17 protein-coding genes are annotated in these 22,049 nt (G+C 63.3%); 15 read left to right on the forward strand and 2 right to left on the reverse strand.

Annotated features, from left to right (window positions below; genetic code table 11):
• Positions 1 to 228: 228 nt before the first annotated feature.
• The 6 genes from VM621_RS01945 (at position 229) to VM621_RS01970 (ending at position 9,145) form a co-directional block, all read left to right on the forward strand.
• On the forward strand, positions 229 to 4,860 hold the full coding sequence (locus VM621_RS01945) for an RHS repeat-associated core domain-containing protein (RefSeq protein ID WP_325467307.1): 4,632 nt from the start codon (positions 229 to 231) through the stop codon (positions 4,858 to 4,860).
• Positions 4,857 to 5,438, forward strand: a complete 582-nt coding sequence (locus VM621_RS01950; RefSeq protein WP_325467308.1) for a hypothetical protein — start codon at positions 4,857 to 4,859, stop codon at positions 5,436 to 5,438. Before VM621_RS01945 ends, VM621_RS01950 begins: the two co-directional genes overlap by 4 nt.
• 130 nt (positions 5,439 to 5,568) lie before the next feature.
• Positions 5,569 to 6,228 (forward strand): hypothetical protein, encoded by a 660-nt coding sequence (locus VM621_RS01955; RefSeq protein ID WP_325467309.1) that lies wholly within the window; start codon positions 5,569 to 5,571, stop codon positions 6,226 to 6,228.
• 133 nt (positions 6,229 to 6,361) lie between these two features.
• The gene (locus VM621_RS01960) at positions 6,362 to 7,108 is read left to right on the forward strand and encodes a hypothetical protein (protein ID WP_325467310.1); all 747 of its coding nucleotides are present in this window, start codon (positions 6,362 to 6,364) and stop codon (positions 7,106 to 7,108) included.
• A 624-nt stretch (positions 7,109 to 7,732) separates the two neighbouring features.
• On the forward strand, positions 7,733 to 8,080 hold the full coding sequence (locus VM621_RS01965; RefSeq protein WP_325467311.1) for a hypothetical protein: 348 nt from the start codon (positions 7,733 to 7,735) through the stop codon (positions 8,078 to 8,080).
• A 543-nt stretch (positions 8,081 to 8,623) separates the two neighbouring features.
• Positions 8,624 to 9,145, forward strand: coding sequence for a DNA starvation/stationary phase protection protein (locus VM621_RS01970; protein WP_325467312.1), 522 nt, complete (start codon positions 8,624 to 8,626; stop codon positions 9,143 to 9,145).
• Positions 9,146 to 9,191: 46 nt separating this feature from the next.
• Here the strand turns inward: VM621_RS01970 and VM621_RS01975 are convergent, their stop codons facing one another.
• Positions 9,192 to 11,105 (reverse strand): M61 family metallopeptidase, encoded by a 1,914-nt coding sequence (locus tag VM621_RS01975; RefSeq protein WP_325467313.1) that lies wholly within the window; start codon positions 11,103 to 11,105, stop codon positions 9,192 to 9,194.
• A gap of 155 nt (positions 11,106 to 11,260) precedes the next feature.
• Here VM621_RS01975 and VM621_RS01980 point away from each other — a divergent pair, with 155 nt between their 5' ends.
• A complete protein-coding gene (locus tag VM621_RS01980) occupies positions 11,261 to 11,710 on the forward strand; it encodes a DUF4442 domain-containing protein (protein WP_325467314.1) in 450 nt (149 codons plus the stop codon).
• A 171-nt stretch (positions 11,711 to 11,881) separates the two neighbouring features.
• On the opposite strand, the gene trxA is transcribed toward VM621_RS01980, so the two are convergent.
• Positions 11,882 to 12,754 carry a thioredoxin gene (trxA, locus tag VM621_RS01985; RefSeq protein WP_325467315.1) on the reverse strand — a complete coding sequence of 291 codons (873 nt, stop codon included), beginning with the start codon at positions 12,752 to 12,754 and terminating at the stop codon, positions 11,882 to 11,884.
• A 170-nt stretch (positions 12,755 to 12,924) separates the two neighbouring features.
• On the opposite strand from trxA, the gene VM621_RS01990 reads away from it, so the two are divergent.
• The 8 genes from VM621_RS01990 to nadD all read left to right on the forward strand — a co-directional run bounded on the left by VM621_RS01990 (position 12,925) and on the right by nadD (position 21,551).
• Positions 12,925 to 13,536, forward strand: a complete 612-nt coding sequence (locus VM621_RS01990) for a paraquat-inducible protein A (protein ID WP_325467316.1) — start codon at positions 12,925 to 12,927, stop codon at positions 13,534 to 13,536.
• Positions 13,533 to 14,153, forward strand: coding sequence for a paraquat-inducible protein A (locus VM621_RS01995; protein ID WP_325467317.1), 621 nt, complete (start codon positions 13,533 to 13,535; stop codon positions 14,151 to 14,153). The genes VM621_RS01990 and VM621_RS01995 overlap by 4 nt, the downstream gene beginning before the upstream one ends.
• Positions 14,150 to 15,832, forward strand: coding sequence for an intermembrane transport protein PqiB (locus VM621_RS02000; protein ID WP_325467318.1), 1,683 nt, complete (start codon positions 14,150 to 14,152; stop codon positions 15,830 to 15,832). The genes VM621_RS01995 and VM621_RS02000 overlap by 4 nt, the downstream gene beginning before the upstream one ends.
• Positions 15,829 to 16,419: a PqiC family protein gene (locus tag VM621_RS02005; RefSeq protein WP_325467319.1), complete on the forward strand. Its 591-nt coding sequence runs from the start codon at positions 15,829 to 15,831 to the stop codon at positions 16,417 to 16,419. The genes VM621_RS02000 and VM621_RS02005 overlap by 4 nt, the downstream gene beginning before the upstream one ends.
• 178 nt (positions 16,420 to 16,597) lie before the next feature.
• A complete protein-coding gene (gene leuS, locus VM621_RS02010) occupies positions 16,598 to 19,345 on the forward strand; it encodes a leucine--tRNA ligase (RefSeq protein WP_325467320.1) in 2,748 nt (915 codons plus the stop codon).
• Between the two features lie 2 nt (positions 19,346 to 19,347).
• Positions 19,348 to 19,890, forward strand: coding sequence for an LPS assembly lipoprotein LptE (lptE, locus tag VM621_RS02015; protein ID WP_325467321.1), 543 nt, complete (start codon positions 19,348 to 19,350; stop codon positions 19,888 to 19,890).
• Positions 19,891 to 19,902: 12 nt separating this feature from the next.
• Positions 19,903 to 20,913 (forward strand): DNA polymerase III subunit delta, encoded by a 1,011-nt coding sequence (gene holA / locus VM621_RS02020; protein WP_325467322.1) that lies wholly within the window; start codon positions 19,903 to 19,905, stop codon positions 20,911 to 20,913.
• Entirely contained in the window at positions 20,910 to 21,551 is a 642-nt protein-coding gene (nadD, locus tag VM621_RS02025; RefSeq protein WP_325467323.1) for a nicotinate-nucleotide adenylyltransferase, read from the forward strand. Before holA ends, nadD begins: the two co-directional genes overlap by 4 nt.
• The last annotated feature ends 498 nt before the right edge of the window (positions 21,552 to 22,049 follow it).

A 22,049-nucleotide genomic window follows, 5' to 3' on the forward strand; every position in this document is an offset into this window, starting at 1 on the left:
CCGCAACGCCAGGGTGCGGCTCGTTGCGGGAGCCGATTCATCGGCGATAGAGGGCCAGCCCCAGGTCGTCCCTAAGCGAAGAACCCGCCCCATGTAAACCCCGCCAGCGTGTAAGTGTGAGCCACGCCCGCGCGTCAGAATCCCGTCGGATTTTTCAGAATCCTTCCATATCTTGGGGAACACCCCGACTCTACCGTGCAGCCTCGCCATCACATGTCGGGGTCGGTCATGTCGCCCATTCGTACTTCTCGTAAACGTCGCAACGCGCTTGCCGTTGCGGTTCACCTCGCGCTCCTGTCGGGCACCGTGTATGCCGCGGAAACGCCACCGCCGGTGCCCTTTCCCGCCTACCTCGACGGGCAGTCGGTGCCGGCCACGTTCGACGACCCCGGCGGCGAGGGAGATGTCCACCACGAAAGCGGGCGCCTGGATAGCGACGTCGACATCGCAGTCCAGGCGTATTGCGCGAACTTTCCCACCTTGCTCCGCTGCGAACTGAAGGGGCACGCCCCTCGCGAGGTGGCCGGCGCCGACGGAAAGAACAGCGCTTATTCCGTGCTCGATGTGACGGTGATCGAAACCACGGCGTCAAATCATACGAGTGAGCATGTGATCGACAGCCACATCATCCTCGTTCGCTCCTGTCCCACCGATTCCTTACTCGTCTCCGATCGCGGCGCCCATCTAGAGAACCGTGACCGCGAAACGGGCACAGGCGCCGTTGCCTGCGTGTCACCCGATGCCCTCCCCAAGAGCGCGTCACTCGGTGAGCCGAGGGAGAGCGGCGCAAATCAGTGTCCGATCGGTAACAGTCCTACCGTCGGCAATCCGATCAATCCGCTGACGATGAGCAAGATCGAGACGGCTGTCGATTACGCCGGCCCTGCATCGTCCGGTCTGATGTTCGGTCGCACCTACCACAGCGGTGCCTTTCCGCTGGGTTCTCAATTGGGCCGGGCCGCCGAACGATACCCTGCGGGGGCCCGGGTGGGGTCGCGTTGGCGGCACACTTACGACCGCTCTTTCGTCCGTCGTCCTTACTACGACGACAGCGGCAGGGTCTATTCCACGGCATTGCACCTGGTCCGCGAGGACGGCAACGAAACCCGCTTCGTTCGGAAGGGGAACACCTTCGTGCCCGCTGAAGGAGAGCGCGGCGTGCTGCGCGAGGATCCTTCCGGTGGCTGGACGTACACCTTGCCGAACCTCACCGTGGAACACTACGACGACAAGGGGCGCCTGCGTTCTCGCGCGGACGCCAACGGCAATACCCTCACGCTCGATTACGACGAGATCACCGTTGGAATCGGTTTGAAGGCCACCGTACTTGTAAGAGTCCGTGACCGGCAAGGTCGCGAGCTGCGGCTTGGCTACGATCGCCTTGGCCGCATGGAAACGCTCGATACGCCCGATGGCCGCGTTCGCTACGACTACAGCGGGGACATTCTCGAGGGTCTCGATGCGAACCTTGTCAAGGTCGACTACCCCGACGGGCGCAGCGTGCAGTACGCCTATGATGAGGCTGGGAGAGGCGGTACGCCGAATCATAAGCTCACCGGCATTCTAGGGGGCGACGGCAAGCGCTTTGCGACCTTCGATTACGATGGTGGCAACCGCGCAATCGGTTCCGCTCATGGCGATGATCTGGAGCGGACCGATATTGGCCTGACCAGCAATGGGATGATCAGTATCCGCCGGTCCGGAGCCACTCAGGAGATCTGGTTTCCCACGTTCAGTAACGGCGTCATTCGCCTAGGTCAGCGTAAAGAGGATCATCGGGGTGAGGATGTCTCGCGTACGTTCGACTACGTGAACGGCGCGCTCGTCGCGCGCGAAACGGACTACCTGGGCGTACCCACGAGCCATCAGTACGATACGGTCCGTCAACTCGAGGTCGAGCGTACCGAAGCCGAAGGCACGTCGGCCGCTAGAACGGTCAAGACGGCATGGCATCCGGTCTTCGACAAGCCTGTGCGTATCGACCACGGGGCGGCATGGTCGATGTTTTCCTACGACGCCAAGGGCAATCTTATCGAGCGTCGCGACGGTGGGCTGGCCGATGCGAGCGATACAAGCAGCGCGCCTTGGCCGGAAGAGCGCGTTACCCGGTACACCTACGATCCAGCAGGAAGGCCGCTGACCATCGATGGTCCGTTGGAAGGTTCGGGCGATACGATTCGCTACGCGTACCACGACGCCGATGCGCCCGATTGCGCCGCCGCCTGCACGTGGCGGAAAGGCGACCTGCACACGATCACCCATCCATTGGGGCATACCGCAACCGTGCTGGCCTACGACCCGTCCGGTCGCGTCCTGTCCAGCGCGGACGCCAATGGCGTGCGGACGGATCGACGTTTCGACGCCATGGGGCGCCCGCTGGAGGTCATTCTCCGCGCCCGGGGGGACGGAAGCGCTTCGCCCGACGACCTTGTCACCCGTATGAGCTATACGGCCAACGGGGACATCGATACCTTCACCGACCCCGATGGTGCCACCGTCACCCATCGCTACAACTCAGCACATCGCCTCATCGAGCAGGTCGATGCCATGGGCCACAAGCGCCGGATCGAGCGCGATCCGCAGGGGCGTGTCGGCACGGAGACGCGCCTGCGCGCCGATGGCACAGAAGATCTTTCCCTTAAGTACACCTACGATAGCCGGGGCGTGGTCGAGAAAATATCGGGGTCAGGAACTCAAACCGAGTTCGAGGTTGATGCCAATGGAGCACTGAAGCGGGCGTGGGGTGCCTTCAATACACCGATCTACAGCCGCGATGCCAGAGGCCGTGTCATCCGCATGACAGATGACGAAGAGGGCAATGATCCGCCTACGACGCTCTCTTACGATGGTGCGGATGGGATCAAGACCGTGGTCGACCCCAAAGGACTCTCCACGGCGTACCTGCGCAACGGGCTGGGTGACCTCCTTTGGGAGCGCAGCCCGGACACCGGAGACACGGCGTTCGAGAACGACGCCAACGGCCAGCCCGTCCACGAATCGCCGGCCGATAGCCGTCACGTCGAGCGGTCGTACGACCTCGGTGGGCGTATCGCGACAGTGACCTATCACGACGGGGCGAAGACGACGTTCGCTTACGACGCGCCGGCATCCAACTGTCCGTCAGCCGCCCGATTCGCGGTGGGGCGCCTCAGCAGCGTCACCGATCGCGACGGCAGCACCAGCTTCTGCTACGACTTCGCAGGCCGGGTCGTGACGAAAACCCAGGTGACTCGCGGTGTGCGTCTCGAGTTGAACTACGTTTACACCAAGGCCGGCCGTCTCTCAGCCGTGGTCTATCCGGATGGGCGTCGAGCGACCTATACGCGGGACGCCGCCGGAAACGTCACTGCCGTCGATCTTCAAAGCAGTGAAGGGGGCGTAATGCCCATCGTTTCCACGGTCCATCACGACGCGCTAGGGCGGCCGGTTGGGTGGATGGCGGGGTTGCGAGACGTGCGGCGTACATACAACGGTGCAGGTGCGGTCAACAGTGTTCGCGACGCTCAAGCCGGCGGCTTGACGCTAGATATCTCGTACATCGGTGGAGAGATCGATGCCATAAATACGGGTTCCGCCGATGGATACCCGTTCTATGACACGGCGTCCCGAGTCATCGCTTCTGGGTTTCTCTACCACACGGACCCCCAGCTAGGCAGCGCGCACACCTATACGTACGATGCGACGGGTAACCGGCTGAGCTGGCGATCGGTCGAGTCGCCGTCAGGCGCTACGGAGCGAGCCTTCATCTACGCGACCGACAGTCATCGTCTTCTTGCAGCGAGCAACGTCTCGCGCGAATACGATGCAGCCGGTAACACCACGCGTATTGGCAACCGCGAGTTCGTCTACGACTCGACCGGACGCATGAGTCAGGCGAAGGTCAACGGCGTGGTCGAGATGAACTACGCCTACAATCCATTCGGCCAGCAAGTTGGCCGCTACATCGCCGGTGGAACGACCGTGTCCCTTCACGACGAAGCGGGCCACTGGCTCGGCGACTACGACGGAGCGGGCCGAGCCATCCGTCAGGTCGTGTGGCTCGATGGTCTGCCAGTGGCAGCCCTCGACGGCGACGCGATCCGTGACATCCAGACCGATCACCTGGGCACGCCCCGCGTGGTGATTGATCGTGCAACGAACAAGGCGATCTGGGCGTGGGACATCGGGCGGGAGGCGTTCGGAAGTGGCGCGCCTTACGAGGATCCGGACAAGGACGGTAAGACATACGTCTTCGATATGCGCTTTCCTGGGCAGCGCTATGACGCGGTGACGGGACTCTTTCAGAATGGGTGGCGTGATTACGACCCGACGAGTGGTCGGTATATCCAGAGCGATCCGATTGGCTTGGCCGGCGGGATATCGACGTATGCGTACGTTGGGAGTAATCCGTATGTGCGGACCGATCCGCAAGGGCTGGACGATACGCAGTGCATGCTCAACCGATGGGCTTGTGGTTGGAGTAAAACCCCACAGGAATCTAACGTAAGCGTTGGTGTGGGTGGGTGGGGGAACCTGTTAGGTGGGTACGGCAGTGCCGAAGTGGGACTCGCGTTTGATAGCACGGGTAATGCGTGCATCTACCAGCAGAATTGTGGAGGGTTGATCGTTGGATTGCCGGTACAGGGTGAAGTCGCCGCATCTCTTGGCGTCGGGACGGGTGGCATTTCGTCGGGGCGCGTTGAAACAAGCGGGATAAATGTTATCGGAAGCGCGGGACTCGCCGGAGGAGCGCAGTTGCTCGGAAACAAGGGCGGATTCTCAATCTCCAGAGCTATGATCGGCGTAGGCGGGAGTCCAGAAGGCTGTTCTGCCGGGGTGGCGGCAGTCAAATGTGAAACGCGTAACTGGTGCTGGAAATGAGAATATCCTTCACCAAGATCATGTGTTCAATCTTGGCCTTCTTCGCATTGTCATCCAGTGCCTTCGCTCTTGTCTCACTGGGTTATCACTGGGCGCGGTGGATCGTCTTTATGTCGATCTCGACAGCGGTTTGGATTGGCCTTCCTTCAGCCGTACTAGTCATGTTGCGGAAGCTTGACGACGACAGAGGCGATCGAAAGGCCTATTCTCACTCAGAGTATGCAGGAAGAAAGATCGACGACCGCCTCTATGTCATATATCCCGTCTGCACGAGCGTTCTAGCCATTGCCGCTCTGGCGATATGGATCGGTTGTGTGGCCGCCTATGTCATCGCGCAACCAGTACATGGCACCTTTGCGCTGAGCGACTCGGGTCGACCTTTGACGCGAAACCAAGCGATGCAGATGGTGATCTTCTGCACTGGCATAAGCTCGATCCTGTCGCTTGGGATGGGATATCTCCAACGCGGAAAAGGGGACGTGCTCGTGAAAGCCTCGCTCTTATGTGGGGCCGCATACCTGACTCTCGGCTTGATCCTCACTACTTATCTGGTATGGGTGCGAGAAGCAGCGTCGTGACGGTTCTTTTCCAGAATGGGTGGCGTGATTACGATCCGACGAGTGGCACGTCGTTTCCGGGTTGGTCATGACTTGGGCGACAACTGGCGGCGGCCGAAAGAAGGTCTATCCCCCAAGGTAAGATTCGAACGTGAAAAATATTCAGGTAATCGACGGCGCTGACAACGCAACTTACGCCATCTGCGCAGCAGAGGATGACCAGTTTGACATCATCTTCCCTGGCGGCGCGGACATGGAATTCATTGGCGATCTATTCGATCGTGTTGGCGACGCGGTCGCAGACAGCGTGGCGGGATCGCTGTGGCACCACGTCGTGCATAAAGAGTCGGTCGAAGGCATTCACGGCACGCTGATCTATGAGCAATTCGTCAAGCGTGGCTATTTTCTATCCAAGCAATCAACAGAGATCGATCGTGTCGATTCCGTAGCGTACCGCTGGTTGCGCACGCCATCGCCGGAAACTCTCCGGCTCGTCAATAAGTATCTTCATGTACAATTAGTCGACGAACGCCCCGAAACGGACTATCCCGTTTTCGCGGTGACGCGAGCCGAGTTCGAGGAAATCTTTCCGAACGCCGCCGACATGGAATTTGAGTCCGACCTCATGGTGCGCCTAGGCCCGACACGGGGCAGTGAGCTGCTTTATCGAATCTTTGGTCGCCGTGTCCCAAAGACGACGGTTCGAGGTATACACGGCATGTTTTTTCGTGGCAGCGAATCAAGGAAGGCAATGTTTCCAACAAAGCGATCTACTGAAGAGCTTCTATACGCTGACAGCGTTCACTCTTAACGAGGTACGTCGGATCCGGATTCGACACGCCGGAGACGCGGTTTACGGGTGCGGTATCGCTTCTGTTCAGTGGCTTCGCTTGGATTGCTTTCACCAGGATCACAGTGCATCTGGCTTCTGCATGAGGGTGTTTATGAAGAATGTCCAGATCGTTGATAGCGCACGAAATGCGACATACGAGATATTCGCTGCGGAGGACGAGCAGTTCGCTGTCCTTTTTCCTCATGACGCGGATATCGAGTTTGTTGATGATGCTATCGATCGAATGGGTCAAGGAGCGGTCGATGCCGCTCTTGAAGCCTTGTGGAGTCGTCCGATCGACAAGCAGTCCGCAGAAGGCGTGCATGGGACGCTTATCTACGGACTTCCCGCAAAGCGCGCCTACTTTCCATCCAAGCGATCCACTGAATTTGATCGCGTGGATACTCCTGGATTTCGATGGCTCAGGAGGTCGGCCAAGGGCGTGAAAGCTGGGAAACGTGGACGTTATTTCCATGTACAGGTCATGGATGATCGTCCGGAATCGGACTATCCCGTATTCGCCGTAACGGCTTCAGAACTTGACCTGATCTTCCCCTTTGCTGCCGACATGGAATTTGAAGGAGACTTGGTGAACCGGCTTGGTTGGCTGCGTGGTCACAAACTGCTCTTTCGAATTTTTGGTCGACGTGTCCCTAAGTCCACGGTTGAAGGCATCGATGGAACGATCTACCGAGGCAATGATTCCAAGAGAGAAGTATTCCCCACAAAGCGTTCGCATGAAGAGCTTTCGCTCGCCGAATGCCGCCGCGCTATGGCGGAGACCGTCTTGAAGTTCAGAATGTTGGAAGACGCTCTTAGTATCGCCAGGTCGCCGTTTCGGAAGAGACTGCCTTGTTGAGCGAGGCGGTAGTTCGAAGATACCGTTTTGGTGCGGCGTGGTGCAGCGGAAAGTGAAAATACCATTCACCGTGGCGATCTCATTCATCTTCCCTCTTGCGTCCTTGATGGTCGCTAGCGGTGCCTTGGCTGCCACCGGCATTGAATGGTTAAGCCGCGTCTTTGCGTTTGGCACATGTGAGGCAAGCGCGTCAGTTCCGCTGTATCTATCTCCGTCGATCGCGGGGTTGATTGCGTCGTTGGTGGTAATGAACATTCAACGGAACAAGCTTCGACACCTCATGTGGATATCGGCCGCGTTCGCGCTGGCCTTCTCGTTGCTCGCGCTTGGGCTCGCGCTGTGGAAGAGAGTGCCGACGGTGCTCTGCTCGGTAACCCGAAAGTGATCGAACTGAAGGTTCGGGAGTGATACTTCCAGATCGCGGCGTCAGTTCTACGCAATCTACTCTTCAGCGGACGGGTAGCCCTTTCGAAGGCACGCTACGCGTGGTGACGGATCGTGCGACAAACATGGCGATCTGGGCGTGGGACATGGTGAGGGAGGCGTTTGTCATGAACTCGTGGCGTTACCGTATCGCCCGGAAGGCCGGTTCTGAAGACCTGACACGATACGGGCGAGTTCGAGTTGAAGACTAAGGATCGGCTGCTACTAAGCGTCATCGTCATCAACGGAATGATGGCTTTGGGGATGCTTTGCGTCTTGGTAGAGCGCATCTCTCTGGCCTTATTCCTGGGTTGGAAGTTGAGCATGGGGCGATGGATCGTTTCCGATGCATCGGTGCATGGGTGGACCCTATACGCCGTGCCGATCGTCAGCGTTGTGTGTATTGCGACCTCGATGGTTGGCGTTCACCGCAATGAGATGAACGCGAGATATCTCGCGATCGTCAGCGCGTCCGTTGCTGCATTGAGCCTGGTGTTCTTCGCATCACTGCTGTGTCGCAACGTCGTTCTTGGATGGTCCGCCCAGTGAATCTTCTTAGACAATCTTTTGTACAGGTCGTGCTGCTTCTTTCGATGCTGGGGTTCGTGAGTGTTGATAGGATTCTCAAGCTTGCCCTCCATCCCCTGGAGCCCGGCGCGGCGAATCCTTCATCGGGGCTACTCATTTCGTCGTCTGTTGCGAATATTTACCTTATGTATGCATACGGACTCGTAGCTCTGGCGTTGAACTTTCGCGGCGCGGTGTTGCAAGGCGCGAAGTGGGTTCAAGTGGCAATATCGACAGTGGTTGCTTGCCTATTGATGGGTGTCTACGGCCTTCTGCTTGCCTTCCTCAGACCATGAAGGGCGGGTACGTCTCGTAAGCTTCCCCTTCTCGCTGTCTTTTTGCCTTGAAGCCCGGCGTCGTTGATCCGAGCGCGTCCCCCAGGGCCATGCATCGACGATGGAGGATTGTCCTACGGGGATATCAGCAACCGATCCGCCTCGAGGTCTCGCCAACCCAGGGATCGAATCTCCAATCCTCGTAACAAACGTCGGCGCATACTCAAGGGCCCCACCGTGGAGCTCAGCAATGAAGAACCCAGAAGCGACCAAGGCCAAGCGCAAGGCCGACCTGCACACGCCGACCGGCCTCGGTGCCGACGCCACCCGCGATATCTCGGCCGAACTCAATGCACTGCTCGCGGATACCTTCGCGCTTTACCTGAAGACCAAGAACTTCCATTGGCACATGTCCGGTCCGCGATTCCGCGATCTGCACCTGCTGCTCGACGAGCAGGGCGAACAGATCTTCGACATGACCGACGATCTCGCCGAGCGGGTGCGCAAGATCGGCGGGACCACGCTGCGTTCGATCGGGCACATTGCGCGCCTGCAGCGGCTGTCCGACAACGACGCCGATTTCGTCACGCCGCAGGACATGCTTGCCGAACTGCGCGAGGACAACCAGCGCCTCGTCGGTTTCCTGCGTGAGACGCATTCGCTGTGCGACGAATACTCCGATGTCGCCACAGCCAGCCTGATCGAGAACTGGATCGACCAGAGCGAGCGTCGCGTGTGGTTCCTGTTCGAGACCAATCGCGAGAACACTTGACCGATGAGGCGGCGCGGCCCTGGCCGCGCCGCCTGCCTCGCCGGTCTTACTTGCGCGGCGTGGCGATCGCGCCGATCAGATCCTTGCCGTCGCCGCGTACCAGGTGCGGGTACTTCAGTCCGCCGTGGTAGTCGACCTTGACGGTGCTGAATTCGTCGATGTTCTTGACCAGGAACTCGATCGGCGTCGTGGTCGACTTCGCATCCGTCACGGCGTCCTTCAGGGCCTGGCTGGAGAAGTCCTTGCCGTTCACGGCAACGATCGTCAGGCCCGGCACGAGCCCGGCCTTCGCCGCGGTGCCATCCCATTGCACGTCCTGGATCACGCCCTTTTCGGATACCTGCACGCCTAGCGAATAGGCGAGATTGGTCGACTTGCGGAGGGTCTCGGCGGTCTTGTCGAATCCGCCCGGCTTGTCGTCGTAGACGAGCTTCCAGCCGCCGTTCTCGATACCGTGCTCGGGCAGCGTGTTGCCGGTGGCATCGAGTCGCTGGCGAAGGAAGCTCGCCCAGTCGTACGCCTGCACGCCGTTGAGCGCGCCGACGACGTCGTCGAAGGTATAGGTCTTCGTGCCGTACTCGCCGTTGTCCATGCCGTAGAAAGCACGGGCGAAATCGTCGAGCGAATGCTTGCCTCCGGAGAGGTCGCGGATCTTCGTGTCCACGTCGAGCCAGAGCAGCTGGCCTTCGGGATAGAAGTCCGTGCCGCGTCGATAATTGGCCCAGCCACCGGCGCCCGCGTAGGTGAGCGGTGCCGCGTCCGCGGTGTCCTGGAGCGAACGCCACGCGCGGCCGGTGCGGTTGCTCATGCCGGCCGAGATGCTCGCCAGCGAGTCGCGCCATTGCTCGGTGGTCCAGATCCCGGAGCGGGCGGCGAGCACGCCGCACCAGTAATCGGTCAGGCCTTCGTAAACCCAGAGCAGGTCGTCCTGCATGGTCTCGGTGAAGGTCGGCGTCCACAGATCGGCGGGGCGGCGGAACTTGCCGTTCCACGAGTGCACGTACTCGTGCGGAAGCAGCGTGCCGGCGACGAGATTGACGTCGTTGTCGGTGAGGAAGTTCGCGAACAGGCGATCGTCGCTCGACTGATGATGTTCGAGGCCGAAGTGCTGGGTGTGATCGGAGTTGATCAACAGGAAGTCGTAGTGGCTGTAATGGTGCGCACCGAAGAGCTTGTTGGCCTGCACGATAAGCGCGCGCTGGCCGGCGATCTGCTTGTCGGTGGCCTTCACGCTGGCGGCGCTGTCACCCACGATGTTCAGGTGCACGGCGGTCTTGTCGCCGGGTGCGAGGTCCACGCGGTTGAAATGGCGGCCGGCGATCAGTGGCGAGTCGACGAGGTTTTCGAAGCTGACCGCCTTGAAGCTGGGCGACGCGCTATCGGGCGTATCCGTTTCCAGCGCGCTGGCGAACTTCCACCCGGCCGGCAGTTTCACCGTCGGCTGGATCATGATGCGGCTGGTGTAGTAGCCCGCCGGGTAGAACGCTACCTGGTTGAACTCCAGCGCGACGAAGTTCGGCGTCGAGGAAGGACTGGACGAGAAGCCGCCGGCTTCGCGTGGCGCGAGGAATTCGAAGGCCACCTCGAGCTTGTCCACGCCGGCCGGCACGTCCACGTGCAGCGCGAACATCTCCTTGAGATCGCGGCGCCAGGCCAGCGGCTTACCGTTCGCACTGATGGTGAGCCCGGCCACGTTCTGGATGGGGCCGGACGGCGAGTGCTCGCCGGGGATCCACTTCGGATAGAACAGCGTGAGCGGGCCGGAGGCCACAGGAATGGTTTCGCGCACGTGGTAGATGTTCTTCGGTGCGTCGGTCAGGTCCACATTCAGGCCGAGCGTGCCCTGGTAGGCCTGGTCGACGGGAGTGGGGAGCTCCTGGGCGAGCGCGGAAGAACCTGAGAAGGCCATCGCCACGGCGAGGGCGGCGGGCAGGGTGGCGCGGCGGAGCGTAAGGCGCATGGCTCGGATTCCGGCGGCGGGGGGTGGGGATCGATGGTAGGCGCGTGGCCCCGGGTGGCCCCCTGCCATTGGTCACCCATCGTTTAAAACGGGGGTCTACGTTTGCCCGCATCGCGCGACTAGGATGGCTGGTTCCCGATCCTGACATCTTCTTCATGAAAGCAAGCACCTTGCGCCGCATCCTCAACGCGTGGCCCCCGTTCCTGTTCTCCGGTGTCCGCGTGCTGCGCATGGACGACGACTATCGGTTCGCCCGGGTCAAGCTCAAGCTCGCCTGGTACAACCGCAATTACGTGCGAACGCATTTTGGCGGCAGCCTGTTTTCGATGACCGATCCGTTCTGGATGATCATGACGCTGAAGAGCCTGGGCGACGATTACATCGTCTGGGACCAGGCTGGGGAGATTCGTTTCGTCTCGCCGGGGCGGGAAGACGTGTTCGCCGAGTTCCGCATCGAGGAGGGTGTGCTCGACGCGTTGCGCGCGGCGACCGCAAACGGCGAGAAGTGCCTGCACTGGTTCGATACGGATGTGCGTACCGCATCGGGCGAACTGGTCGCCTCGGTGCGGAAGCAGCTTTACGTTCGGCGTAAGAAGGGGCGGTAAGGCGGCTCTCTTCGCCGCTGAAGCGGCTCCTGCAGGGGGCGAGGGCATCGCCGCTGAAGCGGCTCCCACAGGGGGCGAGGGTTTCGCCGCTGAAGCGGCTCCTGCAGGGGGCGAGGGCAATGCTGCCGGAGCTCTTGTGGGAGCCGCTTCAGCGGCGATGCTTCCAGTCGTTCAGAACACCAGTGACGCCATCTTCCGGCGGTACTGGCTTACCAGCGCAGCGTCGTCGAGCGTCGTGAACGCCGCCAGCAGTCGCTTCTTCGCCTGGCCCTCGTTCCAGTCGCGCTGGCGCTTGAGGATGTCGAGGAACTGGTCGAGGCCGGCAGCGGCCTCGCCCTCGATCAGCAGGCGCACGCCGAGCAGGTCGCGGGCCTCCCAATCGCTTTCGTTCGACTGCACGCGGGCCTGCAGATCTTCCAGCGACGGCGCGCCGGCCAGGGCACGGGCCAGCTCGAGCTGGCTGCGCAGGCGCACGGCGCGTGCGTCGGTGGCGAGGTTGGCGGGCAGGGCGTCGAGTTCGGACTGGGCCGAGGCGACGTTGCCGGCGCGCATCAGGGCGAGCGCGAGGTCGAGCTTCAGCTCCGGGCGATCCGGTTCGGCGGCGATCGCCTGCTGGAGGCGATTGATCGCCTCTTCGGCGGTTTCGGGCGTAGCGACCTCGGTGCCTTCGTCGTTCGCCGCCTCGCCCGGCTGGACACCGTGCTTGGTCAGGAACTCACGGATCTGGCCCTCGGGCAGGGCGCCGGCGAAGCCGTCCACGACCTGGCCGCCGCTGATCAGGATCACGGTCGGAATGCTGCGTACGCCGAACATGGCGGCCAGCTGCTGTTCCGCGTCCACGTCGATCTTCGCCAGGCGGAACGCGCCGTTGTATTCCACGGCAAGCTTTTCCAGGATCGGGCCGAGCGACTTGCAGGGGCCGCACCATTCGGCCCACAGGTCGACGAGGACCGGGGTCTCGAGCGAGGCCTGGATGACGTCGTTCTCGAAGCCGGCCGTGGTCGCGTCGAAGATATGCTCGCTGGTGGTCTGGGCGCTGCTCACGGGGACTCCTGGGACACTGATTCGATGCCCCGTAAATCGGGGAAGAGCCGGAGCATATCAAGCCCCGACGCCAATTTAGGACAGATCCTACGTCGCCCGTCATGCGCCGTTTACGCGGATTTGCGATCATAGGCGGGCGGGCCATCGTGGCCTCGAACCGCCGGGACGGCATGCACCACGCCCAGAACCTGATCATTTGCGAGCACTGCGACTCCGTTTACCAGAGGCGGAAGCTATCGCGTGGGCAGGTGGCCGACTGTACGGTCTGCGGCGCCGTGCTGGAGCGCCATCAGTGGATCGGTGTGGACGGGCAGTTCGCCCTGATCGTCGCCGCCCTGATCGTCTTCGTCATCGCCAATGTCTCGCCCATCGTGACCCTGAAGCTGTCCGGCATGGCGGCGGATACCACCCTGTGGGGCGCGGTGATCGCCATGTGGAAGGACGGCGCCCAGCTGGTCGCCGCGCTGACGGCAATGACCTTGTTCTTCTTCCCGCTCAGCCAGCTGTTGATTTTCTGCTGGGTGCTCTGGTTCGCCCGCGACGGTCGGCGGGCGCCAGGGTTCGCCCAGGCCATGACGGCGCTGGTGCGGGTCAAGCCCTGGAGCATGATCGAGGTCTTCATGCTCGGTACGCTGGTGGCGGTGGTCAAGGCGCATACGTATTTCGATGTCGTCCCGGGTGCCGGTATCTGGGCCTATGGCTTCCTGACCGTGCTGATCACGGTTTTCTCGAGCCACGACGCCCGGCACCTGTGGGATATCACGGGGACGGCGAAAGCATGACCACGCCTCCACGGGCCCGGGAGCTGGGCATGATGTCCTGCCATGTGTGCCGTCTGGTTACCGCCTATAGCGACGATCCGCGCGCGCATTGCCCGCGTTGCCACAGTGCCTTGCACGTGCGCAAGCAGGGCAGCATCTCGCGGTCCTGGGCGCTTCTGCTGGCTGCGGCGATGTTCTACATCCCGGCCAACGTGTTCCCGATCATGCGCACGCAGAGCCTTTCCTCGAAAGACGACAACACCATCCTCAGTGGCATCTTCGAGCTCTGGCGCGCCGGTTCGCCGGGTCTGGCGGTCATCGTCTTCACGGCGAGCATCGTGGTGCCCATGCTCAAGTTCATCATCATGGGCATCCTGCTGGTGTCGGTCCAGCGATCGAGCGGCCTGGTGACGAAACAGCGCGCGAGGCTCTACCGCTTTGTCGAGCTCATCGGCTACTGGTCCATGCTCGACGTGTTCGTCGTGGCGATTCTTTCCGCCCTCGTGCACTTTCAAATTCTCAGCCGCGTCGAGCCCTTGCCCGGCGTGGTCTATTTCGGCGTAGTCGTCGTACTGACGATGCTTTCGGCCATGAGCTTCGATCCCCGTCTGATCTGGGACAACAGGAAATCGCAATGAGCGACACCAACCAAGGAACCACGCCGGCGCCGGACGACGAGCTCCCCCAACCGGAAGTGCGCAAGTCCAAGCTCGGCTTCTCGCTGATCTGGCTGGTGCCGATCATTGCCGCCCTGGTCGGTATCTCGCTGCTGGTGACGCATTTCACCTCGGCCGGCCCGAAAATCACCGTGACCTTCCTCACCGCCGAAGGCATCGAGGCCAACAAGACCCAGGTCAAGTACAAGAACGTGGTGATCGGCAAGGTCACCACCATGCGCCTGTCGAAGGACCGCACGCACATTTCCGTGGTGATCGACCTGGAAAAGGATGCGGCTGCTTTCGCGACCAAGAACACGCGTTACTGGGTGGTCCGGCCGCGTATCGGGGCAAGCGGCGTATCCGGTATCGATACGCTGTTGTCCGGTGCGTTCATCGGTGCCGACGCCGGCGATTCGGACGAGGAACAGACCGACTTCACCGGCTTGGAGACGCCTCCCGCGGTGACCCATGGCGCGCCCGGCCGTCGCTTCGTGCTACACGCCAGCGACCTGGGCTCGCTCGATATCGGCTCGCCGGTGTACTACCGGCGCATCCAGGTCGGTCGCATCGTGTCGTATGAGCTCGACAAGGACGGCAAGGGCGTTTCGCTACAGCTGTTCATCGATGGCCCGAACGATCGCTTCGTCCATCAGGACGCGCGCTTCTGGAATGCCAGCGGCGTCGATGTATCGCTCGGTGCCGATGGCCTCAAGCTCAATACGCAGTCGCTCGCCACGGTGATCGCCGGCGGCGTAGCCTTCCAGGATCCGCCGGGGCCGCACGATGAAACGGCGGCGCCGGAAATGAAGGAGTTCAGCCTGTTCAGCGACCAGGCCACGGCCGTGGCGCCGCCGGACGGCAAGCCGCGCTATATCCGCATGCGCTTCGAGCACTCGCTGCGCGGGCTCGCGGTGGACGCGCCGGTGGAGTTCCTCGGCGTGAAGTTCGGTCGGGTGGTATCGGTCAACCTGGACTACGACGCGACCACGCAGACCTTCCCGGTCATCGTCGGTGCCGTGGTCTATCCCGACCGCCTGGGCGAGGCCCACGCCAAGCTGGCGAAACTCTCCGGCGGCGTCGACGACTCGGAAATGCCGAAGATCATGAGCGGCCTCGTGGCCCACGGCCTGCGTGCGCAGGCGCGCAACGGAAACCTGCTTACCGGGCAGCTCTATATCGCGCTCGACTTCGATCCGAAGGCGAAGAAGGTCCAGTTCAATCCGAACGCCCGTCCCTTCGAAATCCCGACCACGCCGGGCGACTTCGATCATCTCCAGGAGCAGATCGCCAGCATCGTCGACAAGATCGAAAAGATCCCGTTCGATTCGATCGGCAAGAACCTCGACGGCAGCCTGCACGAACTCAATGGCACGCTGAAGCAGGTCAATACCGAACTGCTGCCGGAAGCCAAACGCACCCTGCAGGGCGTGAACGCGACGGTCGGCACGGCCAACACTGCCTTGTCGGAAGATTCCCCGCTCCAGCAGAACATTGGCAGGACCCTCGAGGAATTGCAGCGCACGGTGCGCTCGGTTCGCGCTTTCACCGATTACCTCGGTCGTCACCCCGAGGCGCTGTTGCGCGGCCGGGGCGCCGATGCGGCACCGCCGGTCTCGACGCCGTCGACCCCGAAGCAAGGCAAGGATGTACAGCCATGATCCAGACACTTCGCCTCGTCGGCGTCGCCGGCCTGATTGCCGCTCTCGGCGCCTGCTCGTCGGCGCCCACGCACTTCCACACGCTGGTGCCGGCATCGACCCCGATCGCCGCCGCCGCGGCGCCCTTCGTGATCGATGTCCAGGCAGTGGGCGTGCCGCCGCAGGTGGACCAGCCCTCCCTGGTGATGCGCCACGGCGCCACCGGCGTCTCCGTGCTGGATGGCGAGCGCTGGGCCTCGCCGCTCGGTGACGAGATCCGCGGGGCACTCGTAGCCGACCTTTCGGCCCGGCTGGGCACGCACGACGTGCACGGACTGCCGCACGCGAAAGGCGACAAGGTCGTCCGCGTGCAGCTCGATGTCCGCCGCTTCGACTCCGAGGTCGGTGGCAACGCGACGCTGGAGGCCAGCTGGTCGGTCCGTTCGGGCGACACGGCCGGCGCGGCCTGTGCCTCGCGGGCCAGCGAGCCGGCGGGTTCGTCGTACGACAGCCTCGTCGAGGCCCACCAGCGGGCGATCGGTCAGGTGGCCGACCAGGTGGCCGCCGCGGTCCGCGCGGTAGCCGCCGGCCGGTCGACCTGCCAATAAAGCCATGCAGGAGCCGCTTCAGCGGTGAAAAGCCAACGGAGCCGTGACGCTGGAAGGCTCATCGCCGACGAATCGGCTCTCAGGCAAAGCCCTCCAAAGGCCAGGTTCCGCTTTGCCTGAACCACCCTCCGTGGGATAGTCTCCCGCGATTGTGAGCTTCCCACCGGTACCCAACACCATGCAGGACACCCAAGACCCGGGCACGCGCGAACAGGGCGGTTACGCCCCCGACGCCGTCGAGACCGCCGCGCAGCACTTCTGGAACGCCACCCGCGCGTTTGAAGTGACCGAGGACGCGAGCAAGCCGAAGTACTACTGCCTCTCGATGCTGCCGTACCCCTCGGGCGCCCTGCACATGGGCCATGTCCGCAATTACACCATTGGCGACGTGATCAGTCGTTTCCAGCGGCAGCAGGGCAAGAACGTGTTGCAGCCGATGGGCTGGGACGCCTTCGGCCTGCCCGCCGAGAACGCCGCGATCAAGAACAACACGGCGCCGGCCAAGTGGACGTACAAGAACATCGACCACATGCGCGAGCAGCTCAAGCGCATGGGCTTCGCCTATGACTGGACGCGCGAAGTCACCACCTGCCGTCCCGAGTACTACCGGTGGGAACAGCAGATGTTCACCCGGCTGATGAAGAAAGGCCTGGTGTACCGCAAGAACAGCGTCGTCAACTGGGATCCGGTCGACCAGACCGTGCTCGCCAACGAGCAGGTCATCGACGGCAAGGGCTGGCGTTCGGGCGCCGAGGTGGAGAAGCGCGAGATCCCGCAGTGGTTTCTCAAGATCACCGCGTACGCGCAGGAACTTCTCGACGGCCTGGACACCCTGCCGGGCTGGCCCGACGCGGTCAAGACCATGCAGCGCAACTGGCTGGGGCGCTCCGAGGGTCTGGAAATCCAGTTCGACGTGGACGGCGAAGCCGAGCCGTTGACCGTTTTCACCACGCGCCCGGACACCCTCATGGGTGTGTCGTACGTCGCCGTGGCGGCCGAGCATCCCATCGCCACGCGCGCGGCCCAGGGTAACGCGGGTCTGGCCGAGTTCATCGAGAGCTGCAAGACCGGCGGTGTTTCCGAAGCCGAGCTCGAGACGCAGGAGAAGCGCGGCTACTACACGGGTGTCGATGCCACGCATCCGCTCACCGGCGAGAAGGTGCCGGTATGGGTCGCCAATTTCGTGCTGATGGGATACGGCACGGGCGCCGTCATGGCCGTCCCGGGTCACGACCAGCGCGACTGGGAATTCGCCCAGAAATATTCGTTGCCGATCAAGATGGTCGTCGTCGACCGCGGTGTGGTCGACGCCGTCGCCGAGCTCCGTCGCGATCTCGCGACCGAGGGCGGCGACGCGGTGCAGAACGCGCTGGAGGGCGGCTCGTCCGATGCTTACCAGTCGTCCTCGGCCGTCGAGACGATCAAGACCTTCGAATCGAACATCCAGACCGCCGGCGCGTATACCGAGTACGGCACGCTGATCAATTCGGGTGAGTTCGATGGCCTGGAATTCAAGGCGGCGTTCGACGCCATTTCGCTGGCACTGATCGCCGCGGGCCGTGGCGAGCGCCGGGTCAACTGGCGCATCCGCGACTGGGGCGTGAGCCGCCAGCGCTACTGGGGCTGCCCGATTCCGGTGATCTACTGCCCGAAGTGCGACGCCGTGCCGGTGCCGGAAGACCAGCTGCCCGTGGTGTTGCCCGAGGACGTCGCATTCTCCGGCGTGCAGTCGCCGATCAAGGCCGACCCCGAGTGGCGCAAGACCACGTGCCCGTCCTGTGGCGGCCCCGCCGAGCGCGAAACCGACACCTTCGACACCTTCATGGAGTCGAGTTGGTATTACGCGCGCTATACGAGCCCCGGCGCCGATGCGCAGGTGGACGAGCGCGCCAACTACTGGACACCTGTCGACCAATACATCGGCGGTATCGAGCACGCGATCCTGCATCTGCTTTACTTCCGCTTCTATCACAAGCTGATGCGTGACGAAGGCCTGGTCGCCAGCGACGAGCCGGCCACCAATCTGCTTTGCCAGGGCATGGTGATTGCCGAGACCTATTTCCGTAAGGAAGCCAACGGCTCGCTCACCTGGTTCAACCCCGCGGATGTGGACGTGCAGCGCGACGAGCGCGCGCGCATCGTCGGTGCCGTGCTGCGCAGCGATGGCAAGCCGGTGGAAATCGGTGGCATCGAGAAGATGGCCAAGTCCAAGAACAACGGTGTCGATCCGCAGTCCATGGTCGACAAGTACGGCGCCGATACCGTGCGCCTGTTCTCCATGTTCGCCGCGCCGCCCGACCAGTCCCTGGAGTGGAACGAGGCGGGCGTCGAAGGCATGGCGCGCTTCCTGCGTCGCCTCTGGCGCGACGTCTCGGCGCATGCGGAAGCCGCTTCCCCGGCAGCGGACCAGAATGCCGCCGCCGACGCGTCCCGCAAGGCCCTGCGCCGGCAGCTGCACGAGACCATCCAGAAGGTCACCGACGACATCGGTCGCCGGCAGTCGTTCAACACCGCGATCGCCGCCTTGATGGAGCTGTTGAACGCCCTGGCGAAGTTCGACGACGCCAGTGCCCAGGGCGCCGCGCTGCGCCAGGAAGCCTTCACCGCGGTGGTCCAGCTGATCAACCCGTTCACCCCGCACATCGCGCATGCGCTGTGGCAGGTGCTCGGCCACGGCGAGACCCTGGTCGAGGACGCCGGTTGGCCGGTGGTGGATCCGGCGGCCCTGGTTCGCGACTCGCTGACCTACGCCGTGCAGGTCAACGGCAAACTTCGCGCTACCATCGAGGTGCCTGCCTCGGCCTCGAAGGATGAAGCCGAAGCCATGGCGCGTGCGGAGCCCGCCGTGGCACGCATGCTCGAAGGCCAGACCGTGCGCAAAGTGATCGTCGTGCCCGGCAAGATCGTCAACATCGTCGCAGGATAACCATGAGCCCGAACCTCTCCCGTTCGCTGCGTACCGCCCTGGTCCTGGCCGCCGTCGTGCTGGTCACCGGCTGCGGCTTCCATCTGCGACAGACGGCGGCTCTTCCGCCCGGCATGAAGAAGGTCCACCTCACGGTAGCCAGCGGAGGCGGCCTTGAGCGTCAGCTGACCCGTGCCTTGTCGAATTCGGGCGTGGAGATCGTCGATCACGCCGCGCTCGACGCCGCCGACCTGACGGTCACCTCGAACACCTTCCGTACCGATTCGCTCACGGTGAGCGGCACGGCGCGCGTCACGGAATATGCCGTGCGCTATCACGTGGACTTCAACGCCAAGGCCGGCGACGGTACGGTGATCGTCCCCTCGCAGTCCGTCGATATGTCCCGCGAGTTCAGCTACGACGCCACCAATACCATCGGTACCGCCAGCCAGACCGAAGAATTGCAGCGCAGCCTGATCGGCGACATGGTCCAGTCGATCCTGTTCCGTCTGCAGGCTGCCGGCGCGCATCCCGCCGCGGCCGCACAGCCGACCAGTGGCAGCTGAGGCAACCCGACAGTGCCGATGAGCCCCGGTCAATGGCAGAAGCACCTCGCCGGCGACCGGATGGCGCCGGTGTACCTGCTTGCCGGTGAGGAATTGCTCGTCCTGGAAGCGGCCGATGCCGTGCGCGCCATGGCGCGTCGCCTGGGTTACAGCGAGCGCGAAGTCCTCGAGGCGGACAGCCGATTCGACTGGGACGACCTCGCCCGCTCGTCGGCCGGTCTCTCCCTGTTCGCCACCCAGCGCCTGCTCGACCTGCGCCTGGCCGGCGGGCGTGCCGGCAAGGACGGCAGTGCGGCGATCAGCGACTTCGTCGCCAATCCGCCGCCGGACACGACATTGCTGATCACCGCCACCGAGTGGAGCACCAAGCACGAAGCGGTGTGGACGAAGAACGTCGACGCCGGTGGCATCCAGGTGGTGTTCAATGCGCCACGCCCGAACGAGTGGACGCAATGGGTCGGCGCCCGGCTCACCTCGCGGGGCGTAAAGGCTAGCCCGGACGCGGTGGCCATGCTGGCCGAGCGTGTCGAGGGCAACCTCCTCGCCGCCGCCCAGGAAATCGACAAGCTGGTCGTCCTCGCCGGCGATCAGCGGCTCGACGCCTCGACGCTGGAGGGCCTGGTGGCCGACAGCGCGCGGTTCGATGCCTTCAAACTCACCGATGCCGCGTTCGCCGGGGAGGGCGGCCGTGCCCTGCGTATCCTCGCCGGCCTGCGCTCGGAGGGCGACGAACTGATCGCGCTGATGGGGTGGCTGGTCAACCAGCTGCAACTTGCCCTGCGCCTGGCCAACGCGCGCGATTTCGCCGCTCAGGCCAAGGTGGAGCGCCTGTGGCCGGCACGCGAGCAACTGTTTCGGAAGGCCTTGCGTCGAGCCCCCCGCGAGCATTGGCTGGCCTGCCTGGCCCGCGCCGCCCGGATCGACCGCATGGCCAAGGGCCGCGAGCAGGGTAACCCCTGGCTCGAAGCCGAGCGGCTCATCGCCGCGATCGCCGAGCCCCGCGCCGCGGTGGCGTTCGGATGAGCGAGGCGCGCCCGCTCGCCATTCTCGGCGGCACTTTCGATCCGATCCACCACGGCCACCTGCGTGCCGCCTGGGAGGCCGCCGAGGCTCTAGACGCCGAGGTTCGCATGGTTCCCGCACGGACACCGCCGCACCGGCCGCCGCCGGTGGCCGACGCGGCCGGCCGCGTGGCCCTTCTGCGTGCCGCGCTGGCCGGCCAGGACCGGCTGACCATCGACACGCGGGAACTCGATCGCGACGGCCCCTCCTACACGGTGGACACCCTGGCGTCGCTGCGCGCGGATATCGGACCCGACCGCCCGCTGGTGCTCCTGGTCGGGGCGGATGCCTTTGCCGGATTGGCGTCCTGGCACCTTTGGCGGCAGCTGTTCGAATTCGCCCATGTAGGCGTGCTGACGCGCCCGGGCGTGAGCCATGCGCCGTTCGGCGAGCTGGCCGATTTTGTCGCGGGCCGTCGTGCGGAGCGGGTCCATGGCCCCGCGGGGACGGTGGTGGACATCGCCATCACCCCGCTGGACATCGCCGCCACGGCGATTCGGGAGGCGTTTGCGGCGGGCTACGAGCCGCGTTACCTGTTGCCTTCGGCCTGTTTCGAGGACGAGGCGTTGCTGGCGCCTTATCGGGCCCTGGGACGCTGATCGCCGCTGAAGCGGCTCCCACAAGGAGCCCGCGCCAGACAAGAAGCCCGAGTCAGGCAAGAAGCCCGAGGCAGGCAAGAAGCCCGAGGCAGGCAAGAAGCCTGGGGCAGACCTGTGGGAGCCGCTTCAGCGGCGATGCCTTGGCTGAGGGAACCTGGGGCAGACAAGGGGCCTGTGGCAGACAAGGAACCTGTGGAAGACCTGTGGGAGCCGCTTCAGCGGCGATGCCTTGGCTGAGGGAACCTAGGGCAGACAAGGGGCCTGTGGCAGACAAGGAACCTGTGGAAGACCTGTGGGAGCCGCTTCAGCGGCGATGCCTTGGTTGAAGGAACCTGTGGCAGACAAGGAACCTGTGGCAGACAAGAGGCCTGGGGCAGACCTGTGGGAGCCGCTTCAGCGGCGATGCCTTGGCTGAAGGCGCAGTCCACCGCTCGAATACCTGTCCAGGCATTTGACGCGCCCCGAGGCGGCGGGGGTTATACTGCCCTCGAAGCCGGC

Source organism: Luteibacter sp. (genome assembly GCF_035539195.1).
Lineage (GTDB): Bacteria > Pseudomonadota > Gammaproteobacteria > Xanthomonadales > Rhodanobacteraceae > Luteibacter.